Annotated in this window: 7 protein-coding genes and 1 other RNA gene; 3 read left to right on the top strand and 5 right to left on the bottom strand. The window is 40.1% G+C overall.

The features are described from left to right. Positions 1-53: 53 nt before the first annotated feature. On the top strand, positions 54-977 hold the full coding sequence (locus tag HXT27_RS06005; RefSeq protein ID WP_422113107.1) for a hypothetical protein: 924 nt from the start codon (positions 54-56) through the stop codon (positions 975-977). A 48-nt stretch (positions 978-1,025) separates the two neighbouring features. Here the strand turns inward: HXT27_RS06005 and HXT27_RS06000 are convergent, their stop codons facing one another. The 3 genes from HXT27_RS06000 to ssrA form a co-directional block, all read right to left on the bottom strand. After that, positions 1,026-1,343: a hypothetical protein gene (locus tag HXT27_RS06000; RefSeq protein ID WP_422113106.1), complete on the bottom strand. Its 318-nt coding sequence runs from the start codon at positions 1,341-1,343 to the stop codon at positions 1,026-1,028. A 450-nt stretch (positions 1,344-1,793) separates the two neighbouring features. Continuing rightward, complete coding sequence (locus tag HXT27_RS05995) at positions 1,794-3,245, bottom strand: tyrosine-type recombinase/integrase (RefSeq protein ID WP_422113105.1); 1,452 nt, start codon at positions 3,243-3,245, stop codon at positions 1,794-1,796. Between the two features lie 228 nt (positions 3,246-3,473). Continuing rightward, positions 3,474-3,870: a transfer-messenger RNA gene (ssrA, locus tag HXT27_RS05990) on the bottom strand. 565 nt (positions 3,871-4,435) lie between these two features. On the opposite strand from ssrA, the gene HXT27_RS05985 reads away from it, so the two are divergent. Both HXT27_RS05985 and HXT27_RS05980 read left to right on the top strand, forming a co-directional pair. Further along, complete coding sequence (locus tag HXT27_RS05985; RefSeq protein ID WP_233186099.1) at positions 4,436-13,429, top strand: InlB B-repeat-containing protein; 8,994 nt, start codon at positions 4,436-4,438, stop codon at positions 13,427-13,429. Between the two features lie 279 nt (positions 13,430-13,708). Then, positions 13,709-15,094, top strand: a complete 1,386-nt coding sequence (locus tag HXT27_RS05980) for an MFS transporter (protein ID WP_233186127.1) — start codon at positions 13,709-13,711, stop codon at positions 15,092-15,094. 285 nt (positions 15,095-15,379) lie between these two features. Here the strand turns inward: HXT27_RS05980 and hrpA are convergent, their stop codons facing one another. After that, entirely contained in the window at positions 15,380-19,531 is a 4,152-nt protein-coding gene (gene hrpA, locus HXT27_RS05975) for an ATP-dependent RNA helicase HrpA (RefSeq protein WP_103043148.1), read from the bottom strand. 88 nt (positions 19,532-19,619) lie between these two features. Further along, positions 19,620-20,309, bottom strand: coding sequence for a class I SAM-dependent methyltransferase (locus HXT27_RS05970; RefSeq protein WP_103043147.1), 690 nt, complete (start codon positions 20,307-20,309; stop codon positions 19,620-19,622). Positions 20,310-20,470 lie beyond the last annotated feature (161 nt).

Genomic DNA, 20,470 nt, shown 5'->3' with positions numbered 1-20,470 from the left:
CAAATATTCGCTTTGCTAATAGTAAAATAAGTTTTTAATGAAAGGAGTGAGTGATGGATAGTGATGTAACAGTTCTTAATCCTGAGAATAGCGCGAATTTTACTGTTAAGTATGATGGTATTGCGTTGCAGTCTCATGAAATGGATGTTAAGCAGCTTGCTCCTGCACTGTTAGCATTATCTCAAGCGTTTGAAAAGATTCAAGCTCATACCGCTCCTAATTGCGTTATATCTTTGAAGGCAAAGGCTACTCGTGAGGGTTCTTTTAATATTGACCTTATTGCGAGTGTTGTTAATAACATTGTTGATTTGTTTTCTAGCAGTCCAGTAAATGCTGTAGCTAATGCGTCTGCTATTGTTGGTGTGTTTCTAGGAGCAGTTAAGCTTGTTAAGCATTTTTTGCATAAGGGTACTCCAGTAAAGCAAACTCCTGATAAAGCGGATGAGCGTACTGGGCTGGAGTGCGTAAAATTAGAATTTCCAGATGGTTCTAAATTGACTTCTTACAAGGCTTCTGTTGAGCTTTTAACAAATGAAGAGTTTTTGAAGGCATTGAAGGCAACTGTTGAACCTGCTATGTCTGATGGTGTTGATTCTGTAACATTTAAAGATGATTATTGTGCAGAAACTTTAGATTCTGAAGATGCGTATGGAATATCGCAGTATTCTTCTGTAAGTACCAAAACTGAGGAGAGTATTGTTGAAACGGTGGTGCAAGCGTTAGATATTTCGTTCCGTGATGGTGGTAAATGGCGTATTACTGATGGTGTGAAAACTCAGTTTGTTCAGATTGAAGATAGGGATTTTATTAAGCGTTTGAATGATGGTAAAGAGTCTTTTAGAAAAAACGATATTTATAAAGTTGCTATGCTAATTCGTAAAAGTATTGACAATAATGGCATGTTGACAACTCAATATGTTTCTATTAAGCAAGTTTTAAAACATAGGACTACATCAAGCCAGCCATCATTATTCTAACGTTAAATAAAGTGGGCTAGATGGCTGTGACGCCGTCTAGCCCGTATTTTATGTTTCGCTATTTGCTGCCGTGTTTATAGCTTGTTGCAGTTCTTCCCATGTGTTTGGTAGGTTTACTGGCTTGTATGGTCGAGTTGAAGCCCATGAGCGTATCTCATCATAATCCCACATTGGTGCTTTTACTCGTACTCCAGCCATGAATTCTGGCAGCGGCATGAGTCCTCGAGCATTTGTAGCATTTTCGCGTCCTGCTGCTACTCGTCGAGCACGTTTTAAGTATTGCGCGATGCTATCTTTTCCTACTCCTAGGAGTCTAGCAATGTCTAGTTGCGAAACGAGGATGCGTTGATTATGATCATCTAGCATTATTTTTTCTTTCGTGTTTCAGTGTATAGCACGATGCTCCACGTTGCCGCTAGTATGCCGAAGATTCCAGCCCATATACTTTGTCCTGCAATTCCTGCAGTTAGCGATACTATGCCACATGCTATTGCGCATATTATGGTGAGTATTGTTTTCATAATTATTACGGAATAGAATAGACCCCGAAGGGGGATTCTGGATAGTTGGTTTATCCAGAATCCTGCTTCTAGTTCTTGTGATCGTAGAATAATTTGATGATTTGAATAATCACACTTATTATTGCTGCGATTGCGAGAACAATGTCAGTCCATTTCATTCCTACCTCCTTTCTTGTTTTTGGATAATATTATATTATATCTTAGGGGGGACAAAGTGGTGGACTGTAATATAAAAGAGAAGGCGTTGAAAATTGCGATTTTTGCATTTTCAGCGCCTTTTTTGCGTATTTTTAGCCTAAAGTAGCCGTGAAAGTAGCTGAATTTGATTTTCTGGTGGCATTTGGCTGATTATTGTGGCTTGCCTCGTTTTGTCTATTGCTTTGAGCGTTGTTACTTGCTGATCTAGTGTGAGTGCTGCTAGTACTGCTATGAGTGGGTCTTTTTCTTGATTTTGTGTAGGTTCTACATTGCTTTGTGTAGGTTCTACAGTTTTTTGCATTTCTACGTTTTGTGGTTTTATGCCGAGTTGTTCTTCTTTTGCTTGTTCGTTAAGTCTGGCTGATGTTCTTTTGCGTTGTGCTTGGCTGATTTGCTGGTATACGGATACGGTTTTAATGTCGCTGTGCCCTGCGACTTCCATGAGTTCTGCAAGGCTTGCGCCTGCTTCTCCATAGTGTGTGAGTGCTGTGTGTCGAAGGTCGTGGAAGTGCATGTCCTTGAGCGACGGCATATGCGCTATTGCGCGGTTGAAGCTTTCTCTAAGGCTTGCTGGCGCAACGAACGCTCTAGGTGTGCGAGTGTGTAGAATCAGTTCATCTGGTTTGCCGCTTGGCATTTGTTGCCGCATGTGCGTTTCAAAGTATTCGCGCGTCCATTCTGGTATTGGTACTTTTCTTATGCTGCTTGCTGTTTTTGGCTTGCCTACTTCAAGGCGTCGTTTTTGCCCTAAGTGGTTTATGCTTTTTAGGCTTTTGTTGACGCTGATTGTCATTGCGTCAAGGTCTACATCGCTTCTGGTGAGTGCGCAACATTCGCCTTCGCGCAATCCGCACGCTCCAGCTAGCATGACTCCGATGCGCAAATGTGGTGCCATCATGCTGTATATGTCAACGAGTTGAGCAATGCTGATGGCAATGCTTTCGTGTCTTGTGCGTGGTTTTTTGAGTTTGAGTGTGCAAGGGTTGCGTTGTAATAGTGTTTCTCCAGCAGCGTTTACTTCTTTTGCACAAGCGTAGTTGAATATGCTTCTAAGTAGTGTGTAGCAGTGCGATCGTGCTACTGTGTTTCTTCCTGTAAGCTCGTCGCAGTCGAATGCGTCGTACCAGTTTTGTATGTCTTTGCTTGTGATTGTTTTGATGCGTCTTTCTCCAAATGCTGGTAGTAGGTAGTTGCGCAATCGTCCTTCTTTGTGCGATTGCGTTGTTTCTTCCAGCCTGCTTCCGTCTGGTTTGCGCTGATTTTGCATATAGTCGTCTGCTAGCTGTGCGAATGTGATTGAGCTTTTGTCTATTTCGTGACGGTTTATTTTAGCTGGTGGTGTCCATGTGCCTAATGCTATTTCTTTTTCTGCTTGTGCAAGCCATGCTTCTAGCTCTACGCGGTAGGCTGCTGGCAATGTTCGAGTAAATTCTTTTGGTAGTGACGGGTTTTCTGCTAAGGCTGCTGGAGGTGTTGGATAGCGTGCTTCGAGTGCTTGCCCGTATGATCGTGCTACTTTTCTGATTTTTCCGAATGTGCGCCGTGCCATTAACGTTCCCCTTATTTAACCGTTTTATGCCGTCAGGACGGTGAGAGGCGTCAATTTTTGTACCTTGATTTTTTGACGCCTTCTACAACGCCTTTCATAATGTATTATATGGTATCAAAATGTATTATTTTGCACAATTCAATATTAAAAGCTTTTGAGTCTAAGGCGTTGGTAACATTGGGTTTTGCTACAAAAAACGCCACTGTTTGAGCAGTGGCGTTTTTGCGTTTGTGGAGTCGCGGGGAATTGAACCCCGGTCCGGTGACCGTACCCTCGGTCTTCTACGTGCGTAGTCTGCTTGCCGTTCGGCAGTTTTTCTGCCCCCATGTTATCGCAGACAATTCATGGCGAGCATATCTACAGTAAAAGTCCCTGAATTGCCCTGCAGCTCAGCAATTCAAGCAAGTCTTCTAATGACGTTCAGCACCACTCCGAAGACGTGAGTGGGTGAACGGAGCAGCTGCTCACTGGTTAATCCTGGCGCGAAGCTCAGGCAGCGAGAGCGAACTCAGTGCGATTAGATTTAGCACTTATTCTTTTGCGAAAGGACGTTTACGAGTGGACTTTCGCATTCTCGGCACGCTTCCCCGCGGCGAACAGATCGCCGTCGAAACCGATCGACCCCTTTTGAATTTTCAAATAATCGTCATTATAATGCAAATATTTTATACATTGTTATAATACAAAACTTTTATGCATTAAATCACACTTTTTCATAATACAACATTTTATGCATGGTTGTCATGTGGGTTGTAATGTGTGGTTAATTATTTCATGTTGTGTTAAACATTTCATGCTTAGTTGATTATTTTGTATGTAGTTAAATATTTTGCGTATGGCTGATTATTTCATGCGTAGTTGCAATTCGTTGCTACTGAAAAATTAATATAAATATATAATTTACAAAAATATGCTTGGGGGGGGGTATAATACTCAAGGACATGTTTGCGATATGTTATGTTTAAGTTATTAGTAATTATTCGCTACCATTTATTTTATTACATGTGAGTGCAATATAAACAAATGTTTATTTTTTGCATGTATACTGTATACTAGTGCAGTGTGTATGGGCTATAGTTACGCACTGGCTTGAACATGGCGAACTTAAGCATAGCGAACTTAAGTATAGAGTGAACTTAAGAGTATAGTGTTTATTTACTTTAAAAGTGGTTGTTCTAAGGAGAAGAACGGTGGGTCGTAAAGGTTTGCACAGTGAAGCATACAAAAAGCAACTCCGCAAGGCTGAAAAAGCTAAGTCTGAGAGTACTTCTAGTGCTTTACATCGCGGTGTTGCAGGCGTTGCTGTTGCTTCTACTTTGGCAATGATGCTGCCAACAGTTTCAGCTGCAGCATTACAAGCTAATAAGCATGATGAAACTCCCGAGGCTCATATTGTTAGCAGTGCAGGTAAGAATAACGCTCAATCTAAAGAGCTTAATATGCTTCGCTGGGGTGCTGGAGTTCGCAATCAGAGCGCACAAACTAAGAGATTAGTGCAGATTGCTCGCAAAGATATCGAAGCTAAAAAACTTGAGTATGCTAAACAGTCTAAACTTGCTAACTTGTATAAGAATGATGAGCATGTTGAGAATCTTGATCAAGATGATAATTCTACAGATTTAGACAATAATCGTGTTTTGAACTCTGTGCGCTCAGCGGAAAATCAAGCTCTTAAAGCTCGGGCAATTGAGAATCAACGCGCTGCAAATAATACGTCTGAAAATCATTCAGAGGATAAAGAGGATAATAAGCAAGCAAGTGCGCAGCCTACAACTGAGCAGAATTCAAGTGTGAAGCCTGAAAATGGTGAAAACGCGCAGCCTGAATCTACGTCTGATGCCACTGCAGATAATACGACTGAGCCATCTGCAAATAATGCGCCTGCATCATCTGCTCCTATTTCTGCTAGTACAGGATCTAATGCTGATGCTGGAAGTACAGCGAGACCAAGTGCAGACGGCAATGGCAATACGCAGGGGCAAGGTACGCAAGGGCAAAGTGCAGAAAATCCAACTACACAAGGTTCAAATGCAAGCGGCTCAAGCGAAAATACAAACAGTTCAAGCGAAAATACAAACGCTGCGCCTTCAGCTCCTGCTCCAGCTCCTGCACCTGCTTCTACATCGAACGCTGGAACACCGTCCACTGGCACACCGTCCACTGGCACAACAAACACTGGCGCAGCAAACGCAGCAACTGATCCAAATAGCCAGGTAATTAAGCCGAATGAGCAGAATCCAACGGCTGATGACCAACAAACTGCCAACGAACAGGTACAAACCGACAAAAAGCCGGAAGTCACGTACAATTTGCAAATTCGCTACACTATTGGTGGCGCTGCGAATAAGCAGCTTGTGCAGCCGTATGAGCTTACGATTGATAAAGACGACTTCGATAATCTTGGCAAAAATGGCAAGTATGACTATATTAAGCTTCCAAAGTCTGCTGGATACCGCCCGTCCGTATATCATTCAGGCACATACAAGTACTACATTATAAACAGCGAAGGCGAGTACGTTATTGACGATGGCACGGATGCGGATGCTGTTCGCTACTTGCGTATAGACAAAAATCTTATTAAAGAATACGCTGTAAAGAAAAGGCAGGCTGTTGAAAGCAACAACAGTGCGCAAACTTCGCAGAATACATCGTCTTCGCAGTCGGGTTCAGACGATGGCATTCAGTACTACGGCGAGTTGAACATCAACTACGCTCCTAAAACAGCTAAGTACTATGTGCGTCACTTGTTGCAGCAAATTGACAATAAGAACGAGTTTAAGGAAGCTGCAAATCTTGGTATTGGTAAGGTTATTATACCAAAGCACAGAGTGAAGGATCCTGTAACAAAAAAGTACGAATATAAGGACGGGGATCCTATTCACGTCACTGAAGTTACTGGCACTGTTGGCTCAGATGTGAGCGCTATAGCTTTGTATATTCCAGGCTACGAACCAGAGCACAATCTTATTAGCTCACCGCTTTCGGATTCGGATAGTGAAAGCGACAAGCTGATTTTGAACCTTCGCTACTACCGTAAGGCTTACGATGTTACTTACGACACTGATGGTGGCACGGATGTTACTGCTCAAAAAGTGTATTACCAGCAACTTGTACCACCAGTTAAAGATCCAACTAAGCGCGGATACACGTTTAAGGGTTGGTCTGTAGTCGATCCTAGCAAAAAGAGTGATCCGCTTTATGATGAGAATACTATTGTTTCTCTTGATGACTACAAGATGCCGGATCACAATGTGCAATTTCGCGCTAATTGGGAAGCGAACAATACTACCAGCTACCGCGTGAATGTGTGGGTGCAAAAGGCAGATTTGGTTGATAAAGAGCATCCAGAGTCGCTTGCAAATTACGACTTTGTTGGTCTTGTTGAGCGCAAGAATATTAAGACAGATAGTGATGTTGCGCTTAATAATATGGATGATGCTGGCGTTGCTAAGGATACTAGTAAGCTTAATGGCAAAAGCGTAGATGATTATGTAGAGGACCCGGAACTCGGTTTAACTAGAGAAGAGCTGCAGGGTACAGAAGCGAATGACCACGAAGACGGCTTAATTGCAAAGTTCAACTGGATGAACGATACGCATGTAACAAACTTGGATGGGTATGATACTGAGCATCCTGGTGATTCTAAAAACAAGGGTAAGGATTTATTCACGCGCTACTTCCATGTGAATAAGAAGCTTACTAAAAGATTCACAAAAGATACTAATAATACAAGCAATAAGCTTTCTGCTAACGACTTAGATAATACTTTTGATTTAGTTTACGACCGCAATACTTACGAGCTTATTTTTGCTAAGCCTGCTGGCGTAGATAGGGGTGACAATGTTGCTATAAAAAGACTTGACGAAAACGGCAAAACAACTATTTATTGCTATGCTGGCGGTGGCGGTTGCTCAGATAAGTATGAAGGTAAAGATGAGACTGATGATGGCGCTAAAATTAACCATAAAGGCTACCGCGTAAATGTTCGTTACGGTCAAAAGCTTACTGATATTTGGCCTGATGTAAATGAATTATATTTTAGTAAAGATGGAGAAGGCTCTCTTGGATGGCAAATTGGATATGCAGGAGATATAAAGTATCGTGACACTCCACCATATCGTTTTACTAAAGAAGAATTTGCTGACCCTAGCTGGCGTGCTGTTTTTAAAAAAGATCAAAAAGACAAAGTAGCACCTAGAATTAGCGATGACCCTGAGAAGACTCCTCAAACTACATACGAGTTAAAAGATAATCAGCGTCTGCTTACTGCTGATAAAAGTAATCAAAGTCAGCCTATACAGGTGATTATTAGGAAGCAAAGTATTGCCTCTGCTAAAAAGGGTGGTGACATAAGCGAGGACGATTATGAGCTTTCTACCGATTCTTATAGCAAAGATGATACTCCTAACGATAGCTATGATTATCCAGCTCCATCTATTGCTGGTTTTAATCCTGCTGATGGATATGATAAGACAAAAGTTGGTGATGCCCTTGATGAAGGAGACTTTGAAGAGAATCTGGAAGAGTGGTATAACGAATCTCATGCTCATGGGGATTGGGATGATTTAAGTGAGGATGAGCAGAAAGCTTTTGCTAAAAAGTATCATTTAGAATTTCGAAAGTATAGGGGCGTTCCAGTAGATGAACAAGAAAATTATCACGGTGATGAACAAGAATTTAATGATAACAAACCACTTGAGTTTAGGTACAACCGCCAGTCGTACGATGTGCAGTTTTATAATGCGGACGGCAATGCTATAAAGGACGACAATGGCGCTGCTACAGATAACCTGCCGTTTGAGTATAGCTTGTCTAAGCGCGGCAAAAAAGATTTGACGGGCGAAGACAAAGAGCTATACGGAAAAGATACGTCTTACGATGCTTCTGTAACTAAAGACGATGCTAACGATAACGATACGTCTAAGAAGTTAGATGGCAAGTACACTTTCACGCTTAACGGCATTAAGTATTCAATCATTCGCCCTGATTACTTGCCAAAAGACTACGTGTTTAAAGGCTGGGCTCTTGATCAGGCTGGCACTCGGTTTATAAATGGCGAAAACAAAGATATTACAGTGCCAGTCAACGGCATTAAGCTTTACGCTGCGTGGGGTCTTCCAACAAATATTCAGCACACTGTAACTCTTGACTACCAGATGCATGAGATTGGCGAAGACGGAAAAGAGGGACCAAACGTAATTAAAACGTTTATGTGTAACCACAACGATCCTATTCACGAAAATGATATTAAAATTCCAGTGCGCAAAGGCTTCGACTTCTACGGCTGGGAGCTTGTTAAAAAGGGCAATGAGGTAGTAGAAGCTAATACTCCTTACGCTTTTGGTAACAAAGTAGTAGAAGATATAACGCTTAGAGCAGTGTGGGTTCAGGATACTCGCTACAACGGCACTTTTAAGCACGTATTCTTAAAGCCAGGCGTAACGTTTGATGACTATAAAAATGCTGCTACGGAAGAAGCCAAAGCAGCGCTTGTAGACCACATTTCTACTCAAACGGTTTCCGGCTTGCGCGAGCATTTGCGCTACAATGCGGAAGCAGTCTACAGCGATGAAACGCACTTCCCGGATAAGCATTTCACGAGCTTTGAAGCATCGAGTGATGAAACTGATAATACTGGCGAGTTTGTGTACCAAACTTACAATACGCGCAAGTATAAGGTTCGCTATGTAACTATCGGTAAGGACGGAAAAGAAAAGGATCTTCTTCCAGAAAGCGAAGTCAGCTCTGTAAATCGAAAGTACGACGTAGCATTCTACAAGCCGATTGAAGGCTTTATGCCTAGAACTACGCAGCAGAAAGTTTTATATAGAATTGGCAAAGATGGCAAGCAGATTGGCGAAGATACATTCAAATTTGTATATGACGACGTTCGCGTGCTTAAGCGCAAGTGTTATCCTCCTAAGGTTACTAAGAATACTAAGGATACTGAGTATCAGGATCCTAAGAATCCTCAGTATCGCCCGGATCACTACACGCGCTACGTGTTTAAAGTGGCCAAAGACCAAAGCTCTATGGGTAGCGTTGTTGACTGGCAAGGAAGTAAGGTAGCTGACGGCTCTGCTCTTGTGTACGATGCAATTAAGGGCACGAAGGCTTACCAGATGCCGCTTCCAACAGTAGAAGCGAAGCCTGGATTTGAGTTTGTAAAATGGACTTCGCAAATCGGTTCGTATGCCCCTGGCTCTACGGAGATTAAGTATGCTACCGGCTTAGAGCGCTTGCCGATTCGCTCCGAAGAGCAGAACGGCCCTGAAGTAATTTACACCGCTAACTTCAAGCTAAAAGCTCCTGTTGCCGCAGCTCCGCAAGTGCTTACGCCAACTGAACAGATTAGTACTACAAGTGGCGAGTATGCTAAGAAGCTTATAACGAATGCTAAAGATTATCCAAATGGTGCTACGTTCAGCTTTGCTGATGGCGCAACATTCGACAGCACTCCAGGCTTGCACAAGATTAAAGTGCAAGTGAAGCTTGAGGGCAACACTGCTGACGCTGAAGTGCTGTACCGCGTGCTGCCAGATTTGGTTTACAAAAGCGATTGGGATAAGTTTAAGACTAGCGACTACGGCAGTAAGCATGAACAAGAGTACGCACCGATTACCTTTACCGGCAAGAATGATGAAGGCACTATTATTGGTCACGATACGACTGGCACTACTCCTTCTACTGACGTAACAACTACGCTTACTGCGTACGTTTATAAAGGTAAGCAGGTTAGAATCCGCGTGCCGCAAGCATTCGGTAAGGATCACAGTGAAAATAATTACCACTATGTGTTCAAGGGTTGGGCAACTAAGGTTGTACAGCCGACTCCTGCTGAGCCTAAGCCAGAGCAGAAGTACGATATCGATTCTGAAGGTCGTTATAAAGATGTTAAGGTTGACGATAATTCCGGCAAAACTTACACCGCTGTTTACAAGCGAATCGACTACTTCTCGAGTTCGTCTGACGGTGGTGAAGTTCCTAAGGATGCTGTAGTTGCAATCTTTAAGCCTGCTCCAGGGCGATTGTGGAAGGACGGCACAAGCGGTCCTAAAGTGTTCTACGTAAAGAAGGGCACTGATATTTCGAACATTCCTTACAGCTCTAGCGACTCTACTAATGCTTTGGTGAGACTTAAAGAAAACCTAACCAATGCTACTGGCACCTGGAAACGAAGCAGCATGCTTAATGACGGTAAGAAACTTGCTGAAGTTAAAGATGTTGCTGACGTGACTGGTGAGTGGAAAGACGGCTGGAAAGTCAACGAATCATTCCAAGAGTTCGTGGCAGATCAAAAGGATTGGACAGAGCCAGCAGTGCAGACTGATTACTTGGTTGCTGTGCAAGATGATGCTGACTCTCTTCCAAAGCTAACCGATTTTATAACTAATATGCATGAACTCAAAGCAGAAGCTGCTTTGAAAGATGGAGTAGAAGACATAAAAGTCGAATACGATTTGCCAACTGAAGCTGAGAAAAATAAGTTCAAGCAGAAAATGCTTAAGAAGCCTGCTTTGTACACTGTTCCTTTGAAAGTGACAATCAAGTATAATGATGCAGCAGATTACAAGACTTATAAACTTGTAGGACGCTTAAAGGTGCTTTATAAGTTGATGTATCCAGACAGCTTGCCGAAGGAGAATACGCAGGGTACTGACCAAACTGGTGCTAATGCTGAACGCAAACTAGTTTTTGATAAAACTAAGTATGTTGAAGTCAAATTTATAAACGCTAAGAGTGATACTGAGTCACCAAATGGCAAGGGTGAATTTGCTGAAGGTTCGCGCACGTTGTACTACGCGTATAAGGATTCTGCTAGTGGCGTTCGCGCGCCGCAGGTTATTGGCAAGGATTACGATGCAAAAGGCTACCATTACGAGTTCCAAGGCTGGGAGATTCAGGAAGATACTACATTTGTAACAAATACTGCTACGTCAGTTCCTGTTATGACACTATTTGCTGCTATGACACCAAGCACTACTACTGTGCCTAATCCACAGAAAGTTAAGCTATATTCTAGTGCTGAAATTGCTAGTAGGAAGTTTGCTAGGAACACTAATATTGTACCGCATTATAAGCTTGTTAAAAACGTAATTGACGCTTCTACACAAGAAGAGATTCCAGACGGTTACGTTGCAACTATATTCCTTCCAGGATTTGGTAGAACGTGGGCTGACGGTTCGTATAAGCCAAAATTGCTGTATATTCGTCACGGAAAAGATAAAGAAGATAATATTAAGTTTGCTCAAAAGGTTGCAAGCGACACTGCTGCAAAACTTTCCGGTTTTACAAAGTGGCAAATGTATAATGCAAGAGGCGATAAGTCGAACATACTCTTACATGACAATTGGGATATTAGTAAGCCGCGCATCTTCGTTGCTGAGCAAAATGGCGTTGATGATGTGAAGATTCCAGAAACAGTTATTGGCGTTGGTGAGAGTATTACAAACGTTAATAAGCTCGTACATAACACTGACCCTAGAGTGAGTGTATCTGTAGATGAGAATGCTAAGGTTGATGTTTCAAAGCCTGGAATTTCAACAATTATGGTGAATGTAACTAAGCCTACTGATGAAAAAGATAAGACTACAGGAAAGCAAAAAACTGTTACAACTAAGTTGCCTGTGCGCGTGTACGTTTTGCCAAAAGTTATTGCAGATAACGATTTGCCAGCTGAAGGCACTGCTGCAGCTAAGTTCATAGAAAAGAACTATACGAAGGTGACGTATGTAGCTGGTAATGGCGGAAGTTTGCAGAAATCACCTCTTGGCAATGCTGGAAACAAGCCAGTTTCAGTATATTGGGTGCGAAATAACGCGAATGGTTTCCAAATGCCAATTCCAGATGTGCTTGAAGATAAGGGCTATGTGTTCAAGAATTGGACTTCTATCACGACTGAGACTCCAGCAGTTCCAGCAGATCAACGCAAGGCTACAGAAGAAGAACGCGAAGCTTTGGCTCGAATGGCAATTATGGATGGTATTCCATTTGCAGCAAAGATTATTCGTGATTCGCGTAACTCTACGCTTGCTGCTTTGCAAAATCTCCTGAACGAAGCGCAAAAGCAACATGCTGAGCAAGTCTACAATGCTAAGCGTGAAGAATTAGCTAAGATTGCAGAAATGAATGGTAAATCTTACGTAGCTAAATTGATTCGTGATTCTCATAATTCTTCAATCGAAGCTTTGAAGAACTTGATGCGAGAAGCGAAGATTGATGTTGATAGCATTCTTGAAAAGAATCCTCAAAAAGAGAATCTTAGAAAAATTGCTCAAAATCTTGTAAAAATTGCTCAAGAAGCTGGAAAGCCATGGCTTGCTAAGCAAATTTTCAATTCAAAGCGTTCTTCAATCGAAGCTTTAAAGAACTTGATGCGAGAAGCTGGAATAGACTTGACATTTGCTAATTATGAGGAAACAAATAAGAGTGATGTCAGTGATGAACAGCGAGAAGTGCTTGCTGAACTTGCAAATGATGCAAATAAGCCAGAAATTGCAATGGAGATTCGCAGCTCCAAGAAGTCTAGTTTAGAAGCTTTGAAGCAGCTTTTGCGTAATGCTGGAGTAAATCCAGAGATTTCGCTACCAGAGTCACAGTCAACGTACGAAACCACTATTACTGCAAACTTCGAGGAGATGAAGCCTATGATGTTTGAGTTTAGAAGTTCTGCTGTTTCAGGCGTTCCTGCAACGTTTACGCTTGCAAACTTAACTGAGAATTCGAGTGGCAATACGATTGTTAGAGTAGATCGCAATGATTTTGTTATTAACAAGCTTAATCCTAATGGAAACGGTTCTAACGGTCTTATTCCTTCATGCAATGGAACTACTTGCACTATTTCCGGCACTCCTACGATTGTTGATGGAACGCCGAAAGTAGAAGTAACGTTTACTACTATTGATCAATACGGTCGAAAAGCTAATGTTACTGTGTATATTGATATAGTAAATTCAAGTGCACAAACGTATATACCTGATACGAATACTCAAACAACTGTAGTTGAAACTTCTGTTAAGCAGCAGAAGCAGCAAAAACAGCAAGAAGTAGAGTCTAAAGATGAGTTAGCGAGTACAGGTAGTGACGTGTATAGTGTTTTGAATATTGCAAGTTTGTCTTCAATATTAGTTGCATTAGGGTTTGCTGTGAATATATCTCGCCATCGCCGTAAAGATCTTAAGTAACTGCTTAACTAATAAGTGATATTACTAAAGGTTTGAAGAAACTTAAGTGACTTAAGTGATTTAAGTCACTTAAGTGTAAAGCGTAGTCACGAGTTGCAAAAGTTTTTTGGGAGAGTTATGTCTAAAGATAAACTTATCTGTGAAAGTGCAAAATCGCGAGTAAATTCTAACTCCAGTAATGCTGTTGATGCTTGTGATTCTGCTAATATCCCAGTCAGTGATGCTTGTGATGTATCTGTATCTGCATCTGTTACTAAAGATGCTTACGATAATCCTGAAATGGTTAATAAAATAGCAATTCGTGCTCTTATTTTACTTTTAATAGCTTATGTTTTTGGGACGCTGTGCTTACAAGGTTTTAATTTGTTGTTTAAGCAAGTTGGTACTGATGTTTCAAGTCCGGAGCAAGCGTCTTTGATCACAGGTTTACCTGGAATAGTACTAGGTATTGCTTGTTTTATTTACGGCTCTTTAGGTGATTTCGTATCTTTAAGAAAACTTGTTACAGTTGGACTGTCTACTTTATTTATTGGCTCAATATTCGGTTTCTTAGCGAATTTCTTCTTTACTCCTCATTTGTGGAGCGTTATTTTAGCGCGTATGATTCAATCTGCTGGGGAACAAGTAGCTGGTTCTGCGTATCTAGTAATTGTGTCGAAATATTTACGTAAAGATCTTAAAGTTATTTTCTTTGGATTATTTACAGCAGGATATCAAATTTCAGCGGCAATCGGTATTTTTACAGCTGGATTATTGAGTTCAATATCTTGGCGATATTTCTTCCTTATTCCAGCAATAACTATATTCTTCCTTCCTGCGCTAAGAAGATATTTGCCGCAAAATAACGGTAATGGCAGAAAAATAGATCGAATAGGTTTCGTGATTTTCGGTGCTGCTGTTGCTATTCTTACTGTTTTCTTCTCATACCACGTATGGTGGATGCTTGTTATTTCAATTGTATTGTTTATAATTTTCGGTATTTATATCAATAAAGCTAAAAATCCTTTTGTAACTCCTTCATTCTTCAAAAATAAGCGTTGGCTTTCTGCAATGCTTGTTCTTATGTTCCTTTATTTCACAAATTATTGTTTTACTCCAATTTTCAATCGTCTAGGCGGAGAATTATATAAACTCACTACATTTGATGTTGCTCATTATGTGGTTTGTGCTTTTGTTGTTGCTGCTATTGCTGGAACAAGTTCCGGAAAGATTATTGCGAAAGTAGGGCGTAAAAATGCTGTTATTCTCGCATCTGTATTGATGGCTATTGGGTGGGCAATATCTGGATTCTTCGTTATGAGCGGATTTTTTGCGTTGACTTTTGGCGCATGTGTATATTATGCAGGTTGTGGTCTTATGTATTCTCCGCTTGTGTCAATAATATTGGATTCTTTGCCTGTTGAAGAAACTGGACGTGGTTGTGGTATGAACGATCTTGCTATGAGCGTCACTACATCTATTGGAATAGTAATTTTCTACGGTTTGATTAACAATCGATCTTTAGAAGGGTTCTCGTTAATCGGATTAAAAGGTTCAGCTGCAGGGTTCTCAAATGTTTTACTTATTGGCTCTGTTGTTTCTTTACTAGGATTATTTGTGTTTGTTATTAGAAATTACGTGTATTCGCGAAAAACTAAAAGAAGTTCGGATAGTGCTAAAGCGTAATTTATAGGATTTTACAAAGTATGCTTTGCTATTAGTTAGGCAGAGATTTAAGATTTTTCGCCCTGAATGAGATGAACCTCAGCACGAAGTGGTGATTCATCGAATGAAGAAGAAAAATTGAAAAATCTCGGTGATTAACCGAAGATTAAAAGACTAAACATGCAAAGAGCTATCGGAGTTTCTCTTAGAGCAATGTAAAAATCTTGCGATGAGAGAAACTCCGAGAGCTCAGCCACAACAAATAGGAAAATTCTGTAAATAAATCTATAGGATTTTTACGAAATATCATATTTTTCGCATACGTTGAATACTTATAGGATATGCTGTTGTTAGTTCTTGAGCCCATAGTGAAACGTAGAATTCTTCACGCATCCACTTTAATTTCTCAGCTTTTTCTTGTTCTTCTTCATGCGTTGGTCCCAAAGGCGTAGATTTAGCTTTTTCTTGAGCTTTCTGAACTATTTTATTAGCTTCTTCAGCTTCCCATGCCCATCGAACATCGCGATTTTTATCTATTTTAGCTTTAGATAGTCGAATCTCATCTGCATGCAAATATCGTTCGATTCTAGGAAGATATTCTGCTGGAGTGTTTGAAATAAATCCTTCGTAAATAAGTTTTGAAGTGTGCTCTCGAATTGATTGTAATACAGATAGCATAGGCAAATCTGCTTTACCTGAAACTACTTTGCTTAATTGCGCTTGGCGTTTTAGTATTTTAATCACATCATGAGCTATTGCGTATACAGTATCTTCATAAATTTGAGATACGTTAGCTACAGATTCTTTTAATGAATCGTCATCTAAAATTTGCTCAGGATGCTTTATTAAGCGTTTAACTGCTGCCATTTGTAAATCTTCAGCTAAAGATTTTGATGTTTTATAGGGTGCTGCAGCGAGCACTAAAGCCTCTGTGCCTAGCCATCTGGATGTAATGCGATTGCAATCTAAATGTAGCATGTTAAGAGCGCCTTGCCATACCATTTGAGATCTAGAAATATTTGTAGCTCCTGCTTTATGTAATAAATCAGCTTGTTCTATTATTTTCCCAGCTTTTTTAGCTTTAGTAGCTTTACGATTTATTGCTTCTAAAGCAGATTCTTGTGCGAGTTTTGAGAATCGCTTTTGTAAAGCAACAAGAGATTTATCGTTTCCTAGTACAGTGATTGTTGTTCTATTGTTTGTGTTATTGTTTGCATTACTGTTTTCGGTGTTCTTATATACGCTATTTGTGTTACTGTTTGCGCTGTTCTTCTGTTTTCTAATGAATCCTTGAGAGTGTGTTTTTATATTTGTTTTCTCTACGCTAAAAGTCATTCGAACATAAGGAGTAAGGCGATTCATTTGTTCATCGTCAAAAACTTCAGGATGAATTTGCGCTCCGATTACTTGTATAGCAGCTTTAGTAAATATTTCGCGAAAATCTTGCCATTCAAAGGAATCTTTACAATCTTCAGAAATACCGGGGAGAGTATCGTAATGATCGTCAATCCACTCGCGAATCTTCTTAGCACTATCTGGAGCAGGCACGAATTGAACGCGTAAACTTTTAGGTAAAGATTTAATCATTCCAAGAATTAAGTCATCTAATAGTCCTGGAACGTTCCATGTAAATTCTTCAGGTGTTAGTCTACTTAACACGTGAACAGGAATATGAATAGTAACTCCATCAAAAGGACTATTCGGATCGTAAATATAACTTAAACGTAATCGTATAGGTTTCCCGTCTGTGCAAATAGTATTCCAATGGTCTGGATAATCTGCTAAATCAGTGCTTTGCGCGCTTTGTAACCTCTCAACTTCTTCAGGATTAAAATCTAGCTTATGCGGATTTTTTGCATGAGCATTTTTCCACCATTTTGCTAAATCTGCAATATTAGTTACATCTTGAGGCAAGTTATTGTCATAAAAAGCAAATAAATCCTCATCATTTACTGTTTCGCTTATTTGCCTAGTGCGATTAGATTGATTTTCTGCGTCTTCAAGCATAGAGCGATTTGCAGAAATAAAAGTATCGTATTGGAAACGCTGTTGCACATCGCCTTCAACTAGAGCGCAACGAATTAAAAGCATCCTAGATTCATAAGGGTTGATTTTAGACCATTGAACAGTGCGATTTTGTACAATAGGTAATCCGTATAAAAGCACTTTTGATTTTGCTATTGCAGCACCTTTAGACGCGCTCCAGTGAGCATCTGAATACGTGACTCGAGTAAGATTTTTTGCAAGAGATTCAGCCCATGCAGGATCAATTTGCGCACAATATCTAGCCCAAAGTCTTGACGTTTCTACAAGTTCTGTGCAAATAATCCACGAAGGTGAAAGCTTACAAACACAAGAAGATGGGAAGATTGCAAATCGTGTACCTCTAGCTCCTTGATAGTCGTTCTTAGCCATTTTTTGTGCACGTTTAATAGCGCGAATTTTTGCAGCTCCATGTAAATTAGCAAAGTCGGAAGCTTTAGGTTCTCGAATAACTTGCATTCCTATCATTGAAAGCAAGCCTGAAAGCATTGAAGTGTGTATTCCCTGATAATCCCATGAACAGCACAAACTATGAGCAGATTGTTGATTGTTAGGAAGTTGTCTGATCTCAAGTGATGGCCTTTTTAATGGCAGCGCTTCTCCAACTTTATAATTCAATTCTTTACATAAGTCTTGCAATTGATTAACTAAATCTTTCCACTGTTTTAGGCGTAAAAAGTGGAAAAATTCCGATTTGCATAGTTTACGAAGAGCGTTGTTGCTCATATTCCCGTCTGCTTGGAAAATATGATCCCAAATATTTAGAGCAGTTAAAAAGTCGCTGCTTTCATCAGCATAACGATTATGAATCCTATCTGCTTCTTCATGTTGCTCAACAGGTCTTTCTCTAGGATCTTGCAAGCTTAAGAATGCTACTATTACAAGAATTGCTGCAAGAGTATTTGGAGTATTCATTCGCGCAGCTTCAATAATCATTCGTCCAAGACGAATATCAATAGGAAGTTTTGAAAGCTCCCGTCCGGTATGAGTAAGTGTAATTAACCCTGATTTTCTGCTAATAGCTCCAAGTTCGCTAAGCTCATTAAGTCCATCGCTTACAGCTTTTATATCTGGAGGATCAATAAATCCAAAATTAGTAATATCTTCTCCAGTTTTAGCAACTCCTACAGAAAGCATGTGCAAAACTACAGCTCCAAGAGAAGTGCGCAAAATTTCAGGATCTGTAAAACGTGGGCGCGATTCATAATCTTCGCGCGAGTATAATCGAATCGCAATACCATCTGCAATACGACCGCAGCGTCCAGAACGCTGATCTGCGCTCGCTTGAGAAATAGGTTCTATAGGAAGTCTTTGCACTTTTGCAGATTTAGAATATCTAGAAATCCTAGCTAAACCTGTGTCTACAACATATCTAATTCCTGGAACAGTAAGAGAAGTTTCTGCAACGTTTGTTGCTATTATAATGCGCTGATGCGTGTGTGATTCAAAAACTCTATGCTGATCTTTTGAAGAAAGACGTGCGAAAAGTGGGACTATTTCAATCGCATCTGTGCGATGCATGTCATTTGCGCGCTCGCCAAAATATGAGCGTAAACTTGATTCAAATTCGCGAATATCTCGCTCTCCTGAAGCGAATACCATAATGTCGCGTGCACCAAAATCATGACTAGAATGAATAACAAGCTGTGCACATGCTCTAGTTACAGCAGAAGCAATATCTTCATCGGAAGAATATTCATCGGAAGATTCTTCGCTATTTTTTTCGTTAGACTTGCTTTCTTCAATAGTTTCTTCGCTCATTGAAATATCTGCAAATCCTGGAACATGTTGCATAAGTGAAGGAGCGGAACCAAGCGGTTCGTATAGTAATCTTACGGGATACGTCCGTCCTGAAACTTCAATAATAGGCACTTTAATGTGTAAAGCTTGTTCGAAATGATCACAGAATTTTTTTGAATCAATAGTTGCAGATGTAATAATAAGCTTCAAATCTTTGCGTTTTGGCAATAAAGTTGTTAAGTATCCGAGCAAAAAGTCGATGTTAAGACTTCTCTCGTGTGCTTCGTCAATAATAATCGTATCGTAACGATTTAAAAGTGGATCGCGTTGGATTTGTGCAAGTAAAATACCATCTGTAACTATTCTAAGTTTTGTTTTTGTGGAGCTTTCATCCGTAAATCGTACTTGATATCCGATTTCTTCTCCTAGTTTTACTCCCATTTCGTTAGCAATTCGTTCTGCTACTGTGCGAGCAGCTAATCTGCGAGGTTGAGTGTGTACGATTTGCTTGCCTCTGCCGCCTCTTCCGAGTTCTAGCGCCATTTTTGGGATTTGAGTAGTCTTACCAGAGCCTGTTTGACCAGAAATAATCACAACTTGAGAAGACTTAATTGCTTCTATTATTTCGTCGTGCGCTGCACAAATAGGTAGTTCAGGTGGATACTCAAATTTCATAATAAATAGTTTCTTTACGTGTTTTTACTATATTTAATTTTAATTGTTTTAATGTTTAACTGTTTTTATTGTTTTTTTTTTATTGTTTCTAATTGTTTCTAACTATTTCTATTACTCTGTAACCTTTTGAGCTTGCGAATTTCATAACGTTAAAATTATCTCCAAGATTTTTAGCTAGCCATGGTATAAGAGAATCTGCTCCAAGATTTTTTTGAACAACTAGATAAGCTTTTCCTTTTACATTTAGACGAGGAATCCAAGTAAGAAGTATTTCATGTAGTACTTCTTTTCCAACGCGAATAGGCGGATTAGACCATATTAGGTCTATATGCTCCAATTTTTCATTTTCAAGCGCATTTTGTGCAATCTCAGTGTGAATATTTTTAAGCCCAGCGTTTTTTGCGTTTACTTCACTAAGTTCAATAGCGCGCTCGTTTACGTCAATTGCAAAAATTTCAGCGTTTTCAGATTCTAATCCGAGTGAAAGAGCAATAGGACCCCATCCGCATCCAATATCAAGGAATACGCCATTTTCTGGAGGTTTAGGCGCGTGCTTGAGCAATACTGATGTGCCTAAATCTAATCTAGATGAGCTAAAAACGCCATTAGAAACTTGCACGTTTACGTCATGACCGCGCAAATTCACATGCAACGTATGGCGTTCGTCTTTTGATGATGGAGATGCATAAAAATATTGCTCTCCACTTTTGCTATTAACTGTTTTAGTGTTGTTCTGATTATTGTTCTGATTTTGGTTTTTATTTTGGTTCTTAATCATTGTTGTTAGTTGCAATCCGTTTTACACTTTTTTCTGTTTTATTACTGTTTTATTTCCGTTTTATTCTGTTTTTCTTGTTGTTTATTTTGCTTTATTATATTCAAGTTTTATTATGTCTTCTCAAATCACAATAATAAAACAAACGTTGTAAAATGCTAGTT

The sequence above is a fragment of the Gardnerella bivia genome (assembly GCF_049262715.1).
GTDB lineage: Bacteria > Actinomycetota > Actinomycetes > Actinomycetales > Bifidobacteriaceae > Bifidobacterium > Bifidobacterium vaginale_A.
This window is presented reverse-complemented; position numbering and strand designations above follow the sequence as displayed.

What these genes read in the sequence shown, in the direction of transcription:
- HXT27_RS06005 (WP_422113107.1), top strand. Translation starts at nt 54, where the DNA reads ATGGATAGTGATGTAACAGTTCTTAATCCTGAGAATAGCGCGAATTTT.
- HXT27_RS06000 (WP_422113106.1), bottom strand. Translation starts at nt 1,343, where the DNA reads ATGCTAGATGATCATAATCAACGCATCCTCGTTTCGCAACTAGACATT.
- HXT27_RS05995 (WP_422113105.1), bottom strand. Translation starts at nt 3,245, where the DNA reads ATGGCACGGCGCACATTCGGAAAAATCAGAAAAGTAGCACGATCATAC.
- HXT27_RS05980 (WP_233186127.1), top strand. Translation starts at nt 13,709, where the DNA reads ATGGTTAATAAAATAGCAATTCGTGCTCTTATTTTACTTTTAATAGCT.
- hrpA (WP_103043148.1), bottom strand. Translation starts at nt 19,531, where the DNA reads ATGAAATTTGAGTATCCACCTGAACTACCTATTTGTGCAGCGCACGAC.
- HXT27_RS05970 (WP_103043147.1), bottom strand. Translation starts at nt 20,309, where the DNA reads ATGATTAAGAACCAAAATAAAAACCAAAATCAGAACAATAATCAGAAC.